The sequence below is a fragment of the Methanothermobacter sp. THM-1 genome (assembly GCF_009914355.1).
Taxonomy (GTDB): Archaea; Methanobacteriota; Methanobacteria; order Methanobacteriales; family Methanothermobacteraceae; genus Methanothermobacter; species Methanothermobacter wolfei.
Map to the genome: position 1 here is coordinate 40004 of NZ_CP044013.1, position 16842 is coordinate 56845.

15 protein-coding genes, 1 tRNA gene and 1 pseudogene are annotated in these 16842 nt (G+C 48.8%); 11 read left to right on the forward strand and 6 right to left on the reverse strand.

The genetic code is table 11. The features are described 5' to 3' along the window. The first annotated feature begins 249 nt into the window (after nt 1-249). Nucleotides 250-1275, forward strand: coding sequence for a H(2)-dependent methylenetetrahydromethanopterin dehydrogenase-related protein (locus FZP57_RS00210; RefSeq protein ID WP_191216297.1), 1026 nt, complete (start codon nt 250-252; stop codon nt 1273-1275). A gap of 118 nt (nt 1276-1393) precedes the next feature. Here the strand turns inward: FZP57_RS00210 and FZP57_RS09195 are convergent, their stop codons facing one another. From FZP57_RS09195 to FZP57_RS00220, 5 genes and pseudogenes are all read right to left on the reverse strand, one after another. Beyond that, entirely contained in the window at nt 1394-3151 is a 1758-nt protein-coding gene (locus tag FZP57_RS09195) for a CARDB domain-containing protein (RefSeq protein WP_238337920.1), read from the reverse strand. Continuing rightward, on the reverse strand, nt 3108-3860 hold the full coding sequence (locus tag FZP57_RS09200) for an SBBP repeat-containing protein (protein ID WP_074358260.1): 753 nt from the start codon (nt 3858-3860) through the stop codon (nt 3108-3110). Before FZP57_RS09200 ends, FZP57_RS09195 begins: the two co-directional genes overlap by 44 nt. 111 nt (nt 3861-3971) lie before the next feature. Further along, a pseudogene (locus FZP57_RS09665) lies at nt 3972-4145 on the reverse strand (hypothetical protein); the annotation flags it as partial. Nucleotides 4146-4166: 21 nt separating this feature from the next. After that, nucleotides 4167-4370 (reverse strand): SBBP repeat-containing protein, encoded by a 204-nt coding sequence (locus FZP57_RS09210; protein WP_238337921.1) that lies wholly within the window; start codon nt 4368-4370, stop codon nt 4167-4169. A 375-nt stretch (nt 4371-4745) separates the two neighbouring features. Further along, nucleotides 4746-5369: a cobalt-precorrin-7 (C(5))-methyltransferase gene (locus FZP57_RS00220; protein ID WP_074358261.1), complete on the reverse strand. Its 624-nt coding sequence runs from the start codon at nt 5367-5369 to the stop codon at nt 4746-4748. Between the two features lie 131 nt (nt 5370-5500). On the opposite strand from FZP57_RS00220, the gene FZP57_RS00225 reads away from it, so the two are divergent. From FZP57_RS00225 to FZP57_RS00240, 4 genes are all read left to right on the forward strand, one after another. Continuing rightward, nucleotides 5501-6691, forward strand: a complete 1191-nt coding sequence (locus FZP57_RS00225; RefSeq protein ID WP_074359663.1) for a redox-regulated ATPase YchF — start codon at nt 5501-5503, stop codon at nt 6689-6691. 224 nt (nt 6692-6915) lie between these two features. Further along, nucleotides 6916-8643: a cation-transporting P-type ATPase gene (locus tag FZP57_RS09645; protein ID WP_191216298.1), complete on the forward strand. Its 1728-nt coding sequence runs from the start codon at nt 6916-6918 to the stop codon at nt 8641-8643. A 122-nt stretch (nt 8644-8765) separates the two neighbouring features. Beyond that, nucleotides 8766-9647, forward strand: coding sequence for an HAD-IC family P-type ATPase (locus tag FZP57_RS09650; RefSeq protein ID WP_191216299.1), 882 nt, complete (start codon nt 8766-8768; stop codon nt 9645-9647). Between the two features lie 426 nt (nt 9648-10073). Continuing rightward, nucleotides 10074-11084 (forward strand): TrkA family potassium uptake protein, encoded by a 1011-nt coding sequence (locus FZP57_RS00240; RefSeq protein WP_074359665.1) that lies wholly within the window; start codon nt 10074-10076, stop codon nt 11082-11084. A 55-nt stretch (nt 11085-11139) separates the two neighbouring features. Here the strand turns inward: FZP57_RS00240 and sfsA are convergent, their stop codons facing one another. Continuing rightward, nucleotides 11140-11844 (reverse strand): DNA/RNA nuclease SfsA, encoded by a 705-nt coding sequence (gene sfsA / locus FZP57_RS00245; RefSeq protein ID WP_074358262.1) that lies wholly within the window; start codon nt 11842-11844, stop codon nt 11140-11142. Between the two features lie 178 nt (nt 11845-12022). Here sfsA and cfbD point away from each other — a divergent pair, with 178 nt between their 5' ends. From cfbD to FZP57_RS00275, 6 genes are all read left to right on the forward strand, one after another. Further along, nucleotides 12023-13096 (forward strand): Ni-sirohydrochlorin a,c-diamide reductive cyclase catalytic subunit, encoded by a 1074-nt coding sequence (gene cfbD, locus FZP57_RS00250; RefSeq protein ID WP_074358263.1) that lies wholly within the window; start codon nt 12023-12025, stop codon nt 13094-13096. A 5-nt stretch (nt 13097-13101) separates the two neighbouring features. Beyond that, complete coding sequence (locus FZP57_RS00255; protein WP_191216300.1) at nt 13102-14106, forward strand: sugar phosphate nucleotidyltransferase; 1005 nt, start codon at nt 13102-13104, stop codon at nt 14104-14106. Between the two features lie 58 nt (nt 14107-14164). Then, nucleotides 14165-14761 carry an imidazole glycerol phosphate synthase subunit HisH gene (hisH, locus tag FZP57_RS00260; RefSeq protein WP_074358265.1) on the forward strand — a complete coding sequence of 199 codons (597 nt, stop codon included), beginning with the start codon at nt 14165-14167 and terminating at the stop codon, nt 14759-14761. Nucleotides 14762-14772: 11 nt separating this feature from the next. Next, entirely contained in the window at nt 14773-16131 is a 1359-nt protein-coding gene (locus FZP57_RS00265) for an AIR synthase-related protein (RefSeq protein WP_191216301.1), read from the forward strand. A 35-nt stretch (nt 16132-16166) separates the two neighbouring features. Then, nucleotides 16167-16550, forward strand: a complete 384-nt coding sequence (locus FZP57_RS00270) for a hypothetical protein (RefSeq protein WP_074358267.1) — start codon at nt 16167-16169, stop codon at nt 16548-16550. An 86-nt stretch (nt 16551-16636) separates the two neighbouring features. Beyond that, a tRNA-Arg gene (locus tag FZP57_RS00275) sits at nt 16637-16708 on the forward strand. Nucleotides 16709-16842 lie beyond the last annotated feature (134 nt).

Sequence of the window (16842 nt, forward strand, 5' to 3'; positions counted from 1 at the left end):
CTGCCGATGGTACACCACCACCCTAAATTTGTTCTCAAACCCACCAATACTCATCTGATTAAAGATCATCTATTTTTTTAAAACGTAATCAGGATTCATATAACTTACTTAAGCCACTTAAAAGCTATTTTATAGATCCAAATTTGTATCTGAGGATTCTGAGGATCCATTTTAGTCAGAGAATCAAATGCCAAAATTTATAATATGAATTCAAATTATTTAACAATATACTAATGTTAGGTGAGCAGTATGAAAGTTGCAGTTTATGGTGCGGGTAATCAGAATCTTTATGTGAACCAGCTGAACTTGCCGGAGAAATACGGTGGGGAGGCACCCTACGGTGGAAGCAGAATGGCAATTGAATTTGCAGAGGCAGGTCATGATGTTGTACTTGCAGAGCCAGCCAGGGAGATGCTCGAGGATGACCACTGGAAGGTGGTTGAAGATGCAGGTGTAACAGTAACCGCTGATGATGCTGAGGCTGCCAGTGAGGCAGAGGTGTCTGTCCTATTCACACCCTTCGGTAAAAAGACCTTTGAAATTGCAAAGAACATAACCCAGCATCTACCTGAGGGTGCGGTCATAGCAAACACCTGTACAGTATCCCCCGTGGTACTCTACTATGTCCTTGAAAGGGAGCTTCGAAGGGATCGTAAGGACCTTGGAATAGCATCTCTGCACCCTGCAGCTGTCCCTGGGACACCCCAGCATGGACACTATGTCATCGGCGGTCACTCAAGCAGTGAACTGGACATAGCAACCGATGAACAGATAGCCAGATGCGTTAAACTTGCAGAAAGCTGTGGTAAAGCAGCATATGTGGTGCCTGCAGACGTTTCCAGTGCAGTTGCAGATATGGGGTCACTTGTAACAGCGGTTACACTCTCAGGAGTCCTTGACTACTACTATGTGGGTACACAGATCATAAAGGCTCCAAGGGAGATGGTTGAAAAGCAGATACTCATGACACTCCAGACCATTGCCTCCCTGGTTGAAACATCAGGTGTGAATGGAATGCTCAAGGCCATGAACCCTGAACTCCTTGTAAGGAGCGCAAAATCAATGCACCTCCTCGAAGAGCAGGAGGAACTTGATGCAGCACTCAACACCCTCTCTGACCTTGATGATGAGGTTATGAAGTGGATAGAGAAGGGTGAGATAAGGCACACGGACCTGGTGGCAGCACAGGCCCTTGCAAAGGAACTCAAGAACCTTATGGGTGGTAAGGCCGCCGAGGGTACAATAAGGCGCTGCATGAGGAAGATGTTCGAATAAACTCCTCGTGTCCTTTTTAATGGGAAGACGTATACCCTTAAAAATCTCTTTTTTAATTTTAGAGGATTCAGAAAAAGAAAAATAAAACTGGAGGGTTCAGGTGGTCATGATCCTCATATTAACCACTCTGAATGTCCTCGTTATGGTTGCATAGCCGTATCTTCTTATCGTTGGGCTGTAGGTCAGTGGCTGTTATGGAGTCTGCCCTGAAGGTTTCTGATATTCTGATGGTCCTTGAGTATCTACTGGGGTTGTATAGTTTCCTTGTTGTCACTATCCTCGCATCTGAGGGGTAGTAGCCTATGGTCCTTGAGTAGCTTGCCCCTGGTTTAAGGGTGAACTTGAATGTCCTGTACCGAGCCTTGCACCTGTTGATGAGTAGATTGTTGCATAGTAGGTTACTGTGGTGGTGTACCTTCCGGTGTTCTTCAGCGTGAACTTGTAGGTCCTCCTGTGGGTTAACGTATACTGTTCTGTAATCTGCGTTGTTGATGCTGTAGTTGTATGTTCCTGGTGTTGTTAGTTGTGTCTGGAGGATTATGGTTCTTGTTTCCTGTGGGTTGAGGGTTATTGTTTGCTGGTGTATGGTTGCTCCGTTCTGGAGGATGTTGATGTTGAATGTGCCTGGGTAGTCTCCTGTGTTTTCCAGTGTTGCTGTGATTGTTGCTGTTACGGGGGCTGTGCCTGTGATGGGTGTTACCGCGAAGTCCTTTATGTTGAGTGTGGCGGGTCTGGTGGCGTTGACGCTTACTGGTGGAATGGTGTCAATCCATACGTTGTGGATTCCTCTTTCTGTTATTGTTTTCCTGAATGTTACGGTTGCCTGGCTTCCGGCGAGTACGCTGAATGATTTTGTTTCTACCAGGGCTCCGTCTATGTAGAGTCTGGCGGTGTAGGTTCCTGATAGTTCCCCTGTGTTTGTTATTCTTGCTGAAACCTCTATGTTCAGGGGTATTATTCCCTCGACTGGTGTTACCTGAAGGTCATTCAGCTCGAAGCTGGCCGGGCGCAGGGCCCTTACGGTCACATCAGGGTGGTTGTTGATCCTCACGGTGTGGGTCCCTGGCTCGTTTATCATGGTGTTGAATGTCACCACTGTTGTTCCGGGACCCGTAACCCTGACAGTCCTTGTCTGAACAGCCACTCCATCCACGTAGAGGATTGTGGTGTAATCACCTGCCCCTGATTCCATGGTGCTTATCCTTGCGGTTACTGTGATGTAGAGTGGTGCGGCTCCCTGTCCTGGTGTAACCGTAATGTCTGAAATGATGGGTTCATTCATTACGGTGGCGGTTTTGGGGGTGAGTGAGCCGATTCCAAAGGTGTAGCTTCCGGTGCTTGTGAGCTCATGGTTGAAGGTTACGGTTACTGTTTTACCGGCGGCAACCGTCACGGTTTTTGTCTGGGCAGCCACCCCGTTTATGTAGAGTGTTGCGGTGTATTCTGCGGCTGTGTCACCACGGTTGGATATTTCTGCGCTTATGTTGATGGTGAGGGGTTCCCAGCCGCTTCGGGGTGTTACGTTAAGGTTGTCCAGGAGGAATTCAGGCCCCCTCAGTACCTTGACGGTGGTGCCGGTAGGTTGTTGATGTTGACCTGGTATGACCTGGGTGTGATGAGAGTGTACTGGAACTGGAAGGGTGTTTTTCTGACCCTTTGGAGCGTATTTCCACTCTCCAGCCACCTTTAAACTGTTTATGTAGATTTCGATCCAGTACTGTCCGTCTGTGTCTGCGAAGTTTGTGAGGTTTCCGGTTATGTTTATGGTCAGGAGACCTGTTCCATTGGTGGGTGTTATGCTGACGTCGGTTATGGGGAATGTGTGAATCTGGTTATGAAGCCGTCTGTAAGTCCTTCCCTGGTTTTTTATGGGCATCGGGGCTTACAGGGAAGTCAGGGGATCTTGTTGTTCCTCCTGCGTATATGTTCTGGAATCTGTCCACCGCCACTGTGTATCCTTCGTCAAGGCTGCTTCCCCCGAGGTAGGTGCTGTAGTGTATGCCTTCAGTCCTTATTTTTGTTATGAAGGCTTCTGTTGTGTTCATGTTCCTGTCGTATGCGTTGTTTGTGAGGGGGAAGTTTGTTGAGTTGGTTGTCCCTGTTACGTAGATGTTCCCGAGAGCGTCCACCTTTATGGACTGTATTTCATCGTTGTTAACGCCTTCAAGGTATGTTGAGTAGGTTATGAGTCCGTTGCCGTTGATTATGGTTATGAATCCATCGCAGCCTCCTTTGATGGTTTTCTGGTATGCGTTGCTGGTCACGGGGAAGTCATTTGAGTCTGTTTTTCCTGCGAGGTAGATGTTCCCATCTTTGCTTGTTATTGAGTGGCACTGGTCTTTTCCGGATCCTCCTATGTAGGTTGAGTAGCTGAGAGAGGGTTCAGGGGTGAATCTGGCGAGGAATATGTCTGCTTGGCCCCTTTTGTTGTCCTGGAGGGCGTTCCATGTTACTGGGAAGTCGGTTGAGTAGGTGTATCCTGTTATGTAGATGTTACTGTTGTCGTCGAGGACTATGCCCTTTACGTAGTCGTCACTGGACCCTCCCATGTATGTAAGGTATTTTATGGTTAGTGTGCTGTCCATTATCGCCAGGAAGGCTTCGTAGCCTCCTTTGCTGGTTTTCTGGTATGCGTCGTCTGTTACCGGAAGGTCCCTGGATAATGTGTATCCGGTTATGTGTATGTTCCCGTAGGGATCCGTTACAACCCCCCTGGTATGGTCGTAGCTTGAGCCGCCGAATATTTTACTGTTTATCAGGTCTCCGCTTTCAGGGTCTATTTGAAGTATGAAGGCGTCTCTGCCTGTTTCTTTATCTGTTTCACCTACTATGTAGATGTATGTGTCTCTTTCACTGGTTCCCCTTGTTATTTTTTGTCCGTAATCGTTTCCTCAGAGGTTGTAGGTTTTTGAGTATACTAACTTGTTTTGCGGGTCGAATTTTGCAAGGAGAACGTTTCTTGATCCGTTTAGTGAAGATCCTGTTATGTAGGCTGAGCCGGTGTAGTCTATGTGGATGTCCTTTACTTTGTCCAGGTTGTTATCTCCAATGTAGGTTGAGTAGTCTAGTGTAGTTTGATTCGGCTGCAGTTGCACTCTGAATCATGAGGATCACAGTTAGACACTAGTAAAACAGAAAACCTTTTATACAAATTCGTTTTATCATTTCCCAAAGAATAGAATTATATATCAATCAAATAGAATTATATATCAATCATTTAATGTATAACATTTACTATTTTAATATTAGAATTAGAATACTGATTAAATGACCCTAATTTTGGTTTAATACTCTAATTCTTCCTTTTTCAGCCACAAAATCAAGTTTTAGACCGGATTTTTTCTTAAAATAATATTAAACAGTATTATAATGGAATTAGGTGTTCATGGTTCCTAATCGACGAGGCTTTGTTCATGGGCAGAAAAAGGGATGATGGCCCGGGTTAAGGAGGTTCATGGGGGATTGTAAAATTAGAAAATCACAAGGACACACATATAGCCGAATCTGCCATCACGGACCTTTCCCAGGGTTGATTCAACAATCCTCTCATCGGGATAGGTGAGCCTTTCACAGACGGCAACCCTCCTCCCTGGATCAGCACCGTTCTTTATAAGGAACCCGGCAGTCTCGGATGGGTTCCGTGACGGGAGAATTATGGTGGGCCTCCCGTTATCCATGATTTCAATGATATCCCCTTCTTCACGGCCATGGAATGTTACAATATCTGCATCATCCCAGGGTATAAGAAGCCTTGCAGCGCAGACCTGAACCGAACTGACGGCCGGGATAACCCTGATTTCAACGTCCAGGTGGAGCGAGGAAATTATTCGCTTCAGGGGCTTCAGCACCCCTGAAAACCCGGGGTCCCCGGTTGAGAGGACAGAAACATCCCTTGAGACAGCAAGCTTCGCTGCCAGTGTAAGCTTTTCATTCATGTCACCGGCCTCAAGGACCCTGGGATCGGATGCTTCAGGGAAGAGTTCAAGGGCCCTTCTACTCCCAAAAACTGTACTGGAGGATGACACAGCATTCCTTGCAGCAGGTGTTATATAATCAGGGGATCCAGGTCCTGTTCCGACTATGTAGAGAACCATAATAATTACCTCCCACATCACTAGCTGATCAATATTTTAGAGGGTGTTTCACACACTCAACAACCATGATGCCCGGCTTCTGATCAATATATATTTTAGGATTGACCCTCCTATTTATTATATGTGATAAAATGATCCAGATTGCAGTCACAGGAAAACCAAACGTTGGAAAATCATCATTCTTCAATGCAGCCACTCTTTCGGAGGCTGAGGTGGCTTCTTATCCATTCACAACCATAGACGCCAATCACGCAGTTGCCTATGCATCATGCAGCTGCCCATGCAGGGAACTTGGAGTTGAATGCAGCCCCCGGAATTCAAGGTGCCTTGATGGCAGAAGACTAATCCCGGTTGAACTCATCGATGTGGCCGGCCTGGTCCCGGGTGCCCATGAGGGCCGGGGACTTGGAAACAAGTTCCTTGATGATCTCCGCCAGGCAAGGGTCTTCCTCCATGTTATAGACGCATCGGGTTCAACAGATGAGGAGGGACGCCCGGTTGAACCAGGAACACATGACCCCTTGGAGGATGTAAGCTTCCTTGAACATGAGATAACAATGTGGCTTTACGGCATCCTTGAAAGGAACTGGGAGAGGCTCCTCAGGAAGGCCGCATCAGAGAAGCTTGACATGAACAGGATAATATATGAACAGCTTTCAGGCACAGGCATAGGCCTTGAGGACATTATAGAGGCCTCAAGGATGATCAGAACAGACATATATTCCTGGAAGAAGGATGAGCTCATCAGCTTCCTCGATGAACTCCTTAAAATAGCAAAGCCGATGCTGATAGTTGCAAACAAGGCGGACCTTCCATCGGCAGCAGGGAATATAGAACGTTTAAGGGAAGCCTACCCCCATGTGGTGCCTGCATCTGCAGAGGCGGAGCTCGCCCTCAGAAGGGCTGCTGAGGCAGGTTTAATCAGGTACACGCCCGGGGAGGGGGACTTTGAGATCCTGGATGAGGGCAAACTCACTGATAAACAGCTTTCAGCCCTTGAATACATACGTGAAAATGTCCTCAGGGTCTATGGGAGTACGGGAATACAGGAGACCATTAACAGAGCGGTATTCGACCTCCTTGACATGATAGTGGTTTACCCGGTTGAGGATGAACACAAGTTCACCGATCAGAAGGGCAACGTCCTCCCTGACGCCATACTCGTACCCCGCGGATCAAAGCCAAGGGACCTTGCATACATCATACACACGGAGATAGGTGACTCCTTCATGCATGCGGTTGATGCAAGGAAGGGTATGAGGGTTGCATCTGACCATGAACTTGAGGACGGGGACATCATAAGCATAATATGCAGCAGATGATATTACATAAAATTAATACAGTGAGTGGTGGATTTCAAGTGTAAATCACTGGGCAGTGATCCTTGCCGGTGACTGGATATTCATGAATTTCATGATACTTGAGGGCCATGGCTTTGATGATGGATATCTGATCTGGGACTTCTGCCGGCGACTCCCGTGATGGTCTATGGATGTAATGGATATCTGATGCAGGAGCTTCCCAGCCTGCAGGGGTTCCTTTGGATATGATGATGGATATTCATGAACTTGATGAAGGGGAGGTATTCAGGAGACTTGGAACATTGGATTCAGGACTCACAGTAGCCGAGGCCGAGGCACGGCTTGATAAATACGGACCTAACAGAATCCAGGAGATAAAGAGGAAACCATTAATTCTCCTTTTCGCAGAAAATCTCTACAATGTACTCGCAGTTCTCCTCTGGATTGCTGGTGCACTTTCATTTCTCATAGGCAGTTATCAGCTGGGAGCGGCCATAATCTCTGTGATACTCATAAATGCCATCTTCAGTTTCTGGCAAGAGTATGAGGCTGAAAAGGCAACAGAGGCCCTTAAAAGGATACTCCCTGTGATGGCGACGGTTATAAGGGACGGCTCTGAAACTGAAATCCCTGCCCATGAACTGGTCCCCGGGGACCTGATCCTCCTTAAGGAGGGGGACATCGTACCCGCCGATGCAAGGATCGTGGAGGCCCATGAACTCAAGGTGGATGCATCCACACTCACAGGGGAATCAAAGCCGGTAAGAAAGGTTTCACATAGGATAAGGAAAGTCAGGAACTATATCGAAGCAGATAATATAGTCTTTGCAGGTACACAGGTGACTTCAGGCACGGGAAGGGCAATTGTTTTTGCAACAGCCGGGAAAACAGAGTTCAGCAGGATAGCTTCCATGACGCAGGAGCTGAAGGAGGAACCCAGCCCGCTTCAGATGCAGATATCCCACGCTGCAAGGATAATAAGCATAATAGCGGTTCTCCTTGGGTTAACACTTCTCGCAGTCAACATCTACATTGTTAAACTTCCAATCTACATGGCCCTGATATTTGCCATTGGACTCATGGTTGCAAATGTACCCGAAGGACTTCTCCCCAGCGTGACACTGGCCCTTGCAGCATCTGCAAGGAAGATGGCCCGGCAGAACGCCCTTGTAAAGAGGCTATCAAGTGTTGAAACCCTTGGTTCAACAACAATAATCTGCACGGATAAAACGGGGACACTTACAAGGGGCGAGATGACCGTCAGAAAGATATGGGTTCCATATAAGACAGTTGAAGTAACAGGGTCAGGTTACACGCCTGAGGGCGAATTCCTCCACAGGGGAAAACCCGTCAGCCACAGGGATATAAGGGAGATAAAACTTCTTTTCAGAGCAGCTTCATTCTGCAATGATTCAGAACTCGTCCATGACCATGAGGGATGGAGGGTTACCGGGGACCCAACAGAGGGCGCCCTCCTTGTCGCAGCAGAGAAGATAGGGTTTGACAGGGAGGCTGAACTTAAAAGGATGCCGAGGATAACGGAACTACCCTTTGATTCCACCAGGAAGTCGATGAGCTCCATACATGAAGCAGGAGATGGAAGGGTGGCCTATGTTAAGGGAGCGCCCAGGAAGATAATACGCCTCTCAAAATGGATATCAGTTGATGGAAAGGTCAGAGCACTGGATGATGCTGAAAGGGAGAGGATAAACAGGATACATGATGAGGTGGCCTCCAGGGGATTGAGGGTACTTGCATTCGCCTACCGTGAACTTCCAGAGGACCTTGAATCCTACACCCCTGAGGAGGTGGAGAGGGACCTTGTACTTGTGGGGATGGCTGCAATGTATGATCCTCCAAGAGACGGTGTCGGGGAGGCGGTCATCCAATGTAAAATGGCCGGTATAAGGATTATCATGATCACAGGGGACTATGGGTTAACTGCAGAGGCAATAGCTAGGAACTGGGGATAGTTGAGGGGGAGTGCACCATCATCAGGGGCAGTGACCTTGAAGAACTCAGTGACAGGGAACTTAAGGAGATCCTCGCAACCGACAGGAACCTGATATTTGCAAGGGCAGTCCCTGAACATAAGATGAGAATAGCATCTGTACTTGAGGACGAGGATGAAATCGTTGCAATGACAGGGGACGGTGTTAACGATGCCCCTGCACTCAGAAAGGCAGATATAGGCGTTGCCATGGGGAGCGGCACCGATGTTGCAAAGGAGGCAGCCGATATAGTCCTGGCTGATGACAACTTTGCAAGTATAGTTACCGCCATAAGGGAGGGGAGGACGGTTTATGAGAACATAAGGAAGTTCATAACCTACATCTTCTCACATGAAACAGCTGAGATAGTCCCCTTCATCCTGATGGTGCTCTTTGGAATACCGCTCCCCATTACCGTGATGCAGATACTTGCAATAGATCTCGGGACAGACACCCTCCCTGCCCTGGCCCTTGGAAGATCCCCTCCAGAGGAGGATGTGATGAAGAGGCCCCCGAGGCCTCCATCAGAGAGGCTCCTGAACCGTGGGGTTATCCTGAGGGGCTACCTTTTCACGGGATCAATTGAGGCGGCCCTTGTGATGGCAGCCTACTTCATGGTCCTCTGGAGCGGGGGCTGGACTCAGGGACAGCATCTCTCCTTCACAGATCCACTCTATATGAGGGCGACAACCGTGGTATTTGCAGGTATTGTCCTCTCACAGGTGGGGAATCTCCTTTCATCACAGACCATGCGTTCACCTGCAATCAGGATGGGGTTATTCAGGAACCGTTGGATAATATGGGGGATGGTGTTCGCCCTGACCGTGATGCTTTCGATAATATACATACCGCTCCTGCAGGGGATATTCGGGACCCTCCCCCTCGGACCGGCTGAATGGCTATTGCTGATACTCTTCGCCCCGGTGGTCTTCCTCACCGATGAACTGAGAAAGGTGGTTATGGGTGTATGGGCGGATCATAATTGAGGGGGGATCAGTCTCCTGGAATCCACACCCACTGCAGGTAACTATGAGTCCACACTTGAGCCGGAGGCGATGTTTAATGCTGATCATATAGGGAACCGAGGCCGCCTTTAACGGTGGATGATTCCTTTAAATTCTCCAGAGGTCCATGTATAATTGATGGAGGTGCATCATGATGATTTTGAATATCCAACCGATCTTAACTGGTTTAACCGGACCGGTGTTCTGTGAACCATGCATGGCCCCACATCTGGGTGGAACTCAAAGTTCAGGGGTTCGGGAGGCGTCTTAAGGGGGATCATCATTGAGTTTACATGGCTTTGATGATGAATGGATGATTGGCCGGACGTGGCTGCAGTGACTGCGGCCGCGGCGGTCATGATCCTCTTTTGCATCCTCAGAAGAAAAAAAGATTAAATGGGTTATGGTATGGCGCTTATATTTGAGATAATCAGAAAACATCTGCCTCAGGTCGTAAAGCTTCCCGCAACAAGGGTTTTTGTCCTGGTTCTTGCGGTTATAACCTACGGCACGGTCGGATTCCATTTTATAGAGGGACAGTCATGGACGGTTTCCTTTTACTGGACCCTTGTTACAATAGGGACTGTTGGATACGGTGACTACAGCCCATCAACTGCAGCAGGTATGTACTTCACCGTAACCCTGATAGTTCTCGGCATAGGCACCTTTGCCCTTGCAGTTGAAACATTACTCGAATTCATTATAAAGAGGCAGCAGATGCGTTTAATGGGGCTGATAGACGTGGTTAAATCTAAACATGTGGTTATATGTGGCTGGAGTGAAAGCACACTGGAGTGTCTCCGTGAACTGAGCGGAGGCGAAGTGTTTGTTATTGCAGAGGATGAGGCTGTGAGAAAGACGGTACTTAAGAATGGGGCAAACTTTGTCCATGGAGACCCAACAAGGATTTCTGATCTTGAGAAGGCCAATGTACGGGGTGCCAGGGCAGTTATAGTTGACATGGAGTCGGATTCAGAGACAATCCACTGCATACTGGGAATAAGGAAAATTGACAGGAAAGTAAGGGTCATTGCAGAGGCTGAAAGGTATGAGAACATTGAGCAGATAAGGATGGCTGGAGCTGACCAGGTAATATCTCCCTTTGTGATCTCTGGACGCCTCATGTCAAGGAGTATAGATGATGGATATGAGGCCATGTTTGTACAGGATGTGCTTGCAGAGGGATCAACAAGGCGCATGGTTGAGCTTCCTGTCAGGGAGGGCAGCAGTCTCCAGGGCCTTTCGGTACTTGATTCAGATATCCATGAAAGAACAGGGGTCATAGTCCTGGGTGTTGGACATGGAGATGAACTCATAATAGACCCTCCAAGGGATTACAGATTCAAAGCAGGGGACGTGATCCTTGCCGTGGGAAAGGAGGATGAAATAGAGAAGTTTAGAGATTATATGGGGGGATGATTTGTGGGGTTTGGGTTTCCTTTGAAATAGGGAAGTTCAGAGTATGTATGGATGGCTATTGAATTTTTGGGATTTCCACCCTTATCCTTCCAAGGGGCTCCACCCTCACGGATCCATCATAGATTGTCCTGAAACTGTAGGCCATGACCATAACACCCCTCTCATATGCCTCTCGCAGTGCGGATGCAAAATCAGGATCCATATCAACGTTGGGTGAGAATACACGTGCATCTTCACCAAAGACAAGGAAGAGGACAGCACCCATGTACCCATCATCAAGGGCATCCGCCAGTTCCATGACATGCCTCCGGCCCCTCTCTGTGGGTGCATCAGGAAAGAGTGCAAGGCCATCAACCACGAGGGTGCAGCCCTTCACCTCAAGGAGCATGGGCTTTCCGTTGGATAGGAGAAAATCAAGGCGGCTTTCACCGAAACTGAACTCCCTCCTCTCTATCCGGAAACCCTCGAGTTCCTCCACAAGTCCGGAGTTTATTATTTCAGCGGCAAGGTCGCTGTGAAAACCCGAGTTTATAAGGACCCACCCATGACACCTTCTAACTGCTATAACATCAAATTCAGTCTTCCGACCCCCACCATCGGCCTTCTTGAGCAATACTTCCCTTCCAGGGATGAGGAGTTCCTTCAACCTGCCAGGATCCCTGAGGTGTGCCAGTTTCTTCTCTCCATCAACATCCACCACCATGGTGAACCTGTTTGGCCTGTCAATGTACACCCCGCATATGATGTTATCAATCTTCACTGCAGCCACCCTTATATAATGTGAATATCTAAAGGAATATTAATCATTCCATGGATATGAACCATTGCCTGTGATGAGTGGATAGGAGCCATCATCATGTGGTACATGATTAAATCAAGGACATCCGTGTCTCTATGGGACGGTAATTCCATGGATATTAATGATGAGGTGAGAGAACTTGCATCCAAGACCCAGTCCAATAGCAGCATCACTGTACACCCTCAGAGACCTTGATGCTGATGTCATAATCCTTCACGGCCCCCACGGTTGCTGTTTCAGGACAGGCCGACTCCTTGAAACCGATGGGGTCAGGGTACTAACAACCGCCATGTCTGAACAGGATTTCATCTTCGGAGCAACAGATAAACTAACAGAGACCCTTAAGAAGGCCTATGAGATGTTCTCACCGGACCTTGTTGGGGTGGTGGGTACCTGCGCAAGCATGATAATAGGGGAGGATCTCAGGGAGGCTGTCCAGAGGGCAGATATACCCTCAAGGGTCCTCACGGTTGAGTCCCATGGAGGATTTGGTGAAGGGGATAACACCGAGGGGGCCATAATAGTCCTTGAAGCCGCTGCAGAGCAGGGTATAATCTCAGGGGAGGAGGCTGAGAGGCAGATAAGAATGCTTAAACTCGCCACCGAGATTGAGAAGACAAGGGGGATGGCCCAGGGAGAATATATAAGGCCATCCTACGGTGATGATAAGGACATGGTGGCAGCTGAACTCATTGATGCCCTAAGGGATGGTAAGAGGGTTGCCCTTGTCCTCAATGCAAAGAAGGAGACATCCTATCTCTTTGCTGATTTACTGAGGCTGCCCTTTAGGGCAGTGAACCCGGATAATCCACCGCTTATAATCGCAAACCTTGACGTAAAGACGGGTCTTCCAAGGATACGCAGACACGCAGAGAACATCCTCTCAGAGATAGAGGCGGCCGGTAACAGGGTGGACCATGTAACAGGTGGTCTTGATGAGTATCCTGTAACCGGGGGGAGGGCTGCTGAAATCCTGAGTGAGGAGGCAGTAGAATTTGCGGTCGTATCTGGTGTTCCACACGCCCTCCCTGTTGAGGAACTTGAACTCACCTCTGTAGCGGTTACGGATGGACCCCGCCTGGTGGAGCCCCTCAGGAGGCTCGGCTACACCTTCGTGGTCGCTGAACTGGACGCCCACTCAAGGACCCTTGGACAGGACTCAATTGTTGAATCTGACTTTGGAGATGCACTTAGAAGAAAAATGGAAAGGTGATATCATTGGCTGAAACTGTTGGAATGATACTGTGTGGAGGCTTCGGTAAGAGGCTGAGGCCTCTGACCGAGAAGATACCAAAGCCCCTCATCGAAATCAAGGAGGGCTACACCATACTGGATAAACAGTTATTTGACCTTAAAAATGCCGGGATAAATAGGGTTTACCTCCTTACAGGGTTCCTGGGGGAAAAAATAGAGGAAAGGTATGGTGATGAGTACAAGGGGCTTCAGATAGAATATGTGAGGGAGGAGAAACCCCTGGGCACCCTGAACGCCATAAGGATGGGGATGGAGGTCATTGATGGTGATAAGCAGTGCGTGATAAGGAACGGGGACGTTGTGGCCGACCTGAACATAAAGAAGATGATACACCTTGGCGAAATCTCCGACTACCCCCTCACAATGTTCATAACAAGGATGCAGTCACCCTACGGTATAGTGGAGGTCAGCGGTGATAAGATAGTTAACTTCCGGGAGAAGCCCGTTCTCGACTATTACATCAACGCAGGGGTCTACTTCTCAAAGGGCAGCCTTGACTTCGGGGACTTTGAATCAGGTGACATTGAAAAAACACTCTTCCCGCTGATGGCCAAGGAGAACAAGCTCGGCTACTATAAGGAGGACGGACTCTTCTGGATGGCCATCGACACATCAAAGGAGCTTGAGGAGATAAGGAAGGAATACCATAACAGGGAAGACAAGCCATGGGGCTATGAGAAGATACTTATAAACACCGAGAAGTACCTTACAAAGGAGCTCTTCATAAGGGAGGGGTACCGTACATCCTTTCATTATCATGAGGAGAAGGATGAGACAATGTACATAATATCAGGTTCAGGTTACATAGAATTTGAGGACAGGAAGGAGTACTTCAGCAAGAACGACACTGTCAGGATTGAACCGGGTGAAAGGCACTCCATCGTTGCAATGGAGAACACGGTGCTCCATGAGGTCTCAACACCCCACCCGGATGACACTGTGAGGGTCACGGATTACTATACAAGGTGAGTTCCTGGAATGATGGGGGAGTTCATAAAGTTAATCACATGAAAGAAGGGTGAATGCATTGATAGCCATCATAGACTACGGGAGCGGAAATCTAAGGAGCATAAGCAACGCATTCAGACGCATAGGTGCCGATGCACTGGTAACATCCAGCAGCAAAACCATGGATGAAGCAGATGCAATCGTCCTTCCAGGTGTAGGGGCCTTTGGAAGTGCAATGGAAAAACTTGAGGAGTCAAGGGAAACCATACTTGAAAATATAGGTGAGGGCAAACCATTCCTTGGGATCTGCCTTGGCCTCCAGGTCCTCCTTGATGAGAGTCAGGAATCACCCGGTGTCAGGGGCCTCGGCCTTGTACCAGGCAGGGTTTTAAGGATACCCCCAGGGAACAAGGTGCCCCATATGGGCTGGAACCAGCTTATAATAAAGAGGGACTCTCAACTCCTTGATGGGGTGGATGATGAGTACTTCTACTTTGTCCACTCCTACCATGCAGAACCAGAGGGGGATGTGGTTTCCGCAACAACGGATTATGGTATTGAAATGACCGCGGTCATCGAGAAGGACAACATCCACGCCACACAGTTCCACCCTGAGAAGAGTGGAGAGGCGGGACTGGATATCCTGAGAAACTTTACAGGGATAATAAAGGCTTAAAAGGGGATTGAATGGATATAGAAGGATTTGTAAGGCGCAACATTGAGTCAATGGATGAGGAATCGGTTAAAAGGGTCCTGTCAGAGAGGATAATGGAGTTGAAGGATATTGACATTGAAACCTCCATGAAAATGGCCGAAGCAGTTGTTTATGAGGTTAAAAAGACGCTTGAACTTGAAGGGGTCGATGAAACACTCAGGGAAATAGTATCCTACCCATCTGCAGGGGTTGCCATGGGAGAGATGGGTGTGGGATCCAGGGGTGAGGGAGACTTCTTTGTCCACAGGAAAATCGCCGAAATAGTGTCAAGCACAGGGACATCGGCCTTCATAAACCCCTCCGCCCAGGATGATGGTGGTGTTGTTAAAACATCCGCAGGAAGCAGTGAGGTCTACATAACAACGGCGGTGGACGGGATACACTCCAGGCTCAGCGAGTACCCCTTCCTAGGAGGGTTCCACGTCACCAGGGCGGCCCTCAGGGATGTGTGTGTCATGGGCTCCCGGCCCCTCGCCCTTCTAAGCGACCTCCACCTTGCAGATGATGGTGACGTGGGGAAACTCTTTGACTTCACGGCCGGAGTCTCAGCGGTCTCCGAACTCGTGGGGGTGCCGGTGGTTGCCGGGAGCACACTGAGGGTTGGAGGTGACATGGTCCTCGGCGACAGGCTGGTCAGTGCGGTTGGTGCCATAGGCTTCTCAGAGACACCGCCCACTGCAAGGAAGAGGGCCGAGGCAGGTGACGTCATACTCCTCACCGAGGGATCAGGCGGCGGCACCATAACAACAACGGCAATCTACCACGGCCTCTTCGATGTTGTATGGGAGACCCTTGATGTTAACTTCATAAGGGCATCTGAGGCCATAATGGATGCGGGTATCCTGGGGGATATCCATGCAATGACCGATGTAACAAACGGGGGACTCAGGGGTGATGCCCATGAGATCTCATCAACCACAGGGGTGGGCCTTGAATTCGATGCCGAGGCAATACGGTCCATGATAAACCCAAGGGTCCTTGAGATGCTTGAGGACCTTGAAATAGACCCCCTGGGTGTTTCAATCGACTCGCTGATGATAATAGCCCCTGAAGATATTGCAGATAAGGCAATGGCTGCTGTAAGGGGGGCTGGTGTTGACGTGGCTGAGATAGGGGTGGTCACGGATTCAGGCATCCCCCTGCTTAACAGGGACGGTTCAGCCGAGGAGCTAAGACCCCTATTCAGGGAGGCGGCCTACACACAGATAAAGAAGATGGTGGGGGATAAAACCCCTGAGGACTTTGATGAGATGAAGAGGATGGTTGAGGAGGCAGCAAGGAGGGCCATAGAGAAGAAGGATATGGTTGTTCAGATGATAAGGGACAGATAGACTTTGCTGCAAACAGAAACTCATGGGGGATAGGTATGGATGAGCATGGCTACATATCAACCCTTGACGCTGTACTCGCCCTTACGGTGGTTTTTCTCATGGCGGCTTCCTTCATGGGCACAGCCCCCACACCCATCCAGGGGATAAACCATGGGGCCGGGGATGTCCTTGACACCGTGGCAACCTATCCAGAGGACCGCAGCATTCTCGATGAACTCGCAGAGTCAGGTGACCCTGGGGCGGCATCAGAGTTTCTAAATGAGACCCTCACTGGAATGAAGTACAATTTAACCATGGACAACGGCTCGGGTGAGGTGACTGTGGCATCCAATGATGAAATGGGGGGTGAGGATGACCTTGATGTTGCGGTAAGAAACAGGGGGGACCTGACCTTTAGGCTCTATGTGTGGAGGAGCTAGACCGCAGGGAGTCTCTCTAAAAATTTAAATACTGGAATGGAAAAACATTTAAGATGTGAACCATAACCGTCCATGAACTCATTCTTGCCCTGATAGTGTAGCGGATATCACGTAGGACTGCGGATCCTATTACCCGGGTTCAAGTCCCGGTCAGGGCACTCTATTTATAAGAACCATTTTGCTTGTCAGATATCGCTCCGTCCTGAGTCTCAACTCTCGGTGCACTGCAAATTTTTGAGAAAAATAAAGCATAACATGATACCGGTAACCTACTTTATCCTCGACGGACATA

What these genes read in the sequence shown, in the direction of transcription:
- FZP57_RS00210 (WP_191216297.1), top strand. Translation starts at nt 250, where the DNA reads ATGAAAGTTGCAGTTTATGGTGCGGGTAATCAGAATCTTTATGTGAAC.
- FZP57_RS09195 (WP_238337920.1), bottom strand. Translation starts at nt 3,151, where the DNA reads ATGCCCATAAAAAACCAGGGAAGGACTTACAGACGGCTTCATAACCAG.
- FZP57_RS09200 (WP_074358260.1), bottom strand. Translation starts at nt 3,860, where the DNA reads ATGGACAGCACACTAACCATAAAATACCTTACATACATGGGAGGGTCC.
- FZP57_RS00220 (WP_074358261.1), bottom strand. Translation starts at nt 5,369, where the DNA reads ATGGTTCTCTACATAGTCGGAACAGGACCTGGATCCCCTGATTATATA.
- FZP57_RS00225 (WP_074359663.1), top strand. Translation starts at nt 5,501, where the DNA reads ATGATCCAGATTGCAGTCACAGGAAAACCAAACGTTGGAAAATCATCA.
- FZP57_RS09645 (WP_191216298.1), top strand. Translation starts at nt 6,916, where the DNA reads ATGATGATGGATATTCATGAACTTGATGAAGGGGAGGTATTCAGGAGA.
- FZP57_RS09650 (WP_191216299.1), top strand. Translation starts at nt 8,766, where the DNA reads ATGAGAATAGCATCTGTACTTGAGGACGAGGATGAAATCGTTGCAATG.
- FZP57_RS00240 (WP_074359665.1), top strand. Translation starts at nt 10,074, where the DNA reads ATGGCGCTTATATTTGAGATAATCAGAAAACATCTGCCTCAGGTCGTA.
- FZP57_RS00265 (WP_191216301.1), top strand. Translation starts at nt 14,773, where the DNA reads ATGGATATAGAAGGATTTGTAAGGCGCAACATTGAGTCAATGGATGAG.
- FZP57_RS00270 (WP_074358267.1), top strand. Translation starts at nt 16,167, where the DNA reads ATGGATGAGCATGGCTACATATCAACCCTTGACGCTGTACTCGCCCTT.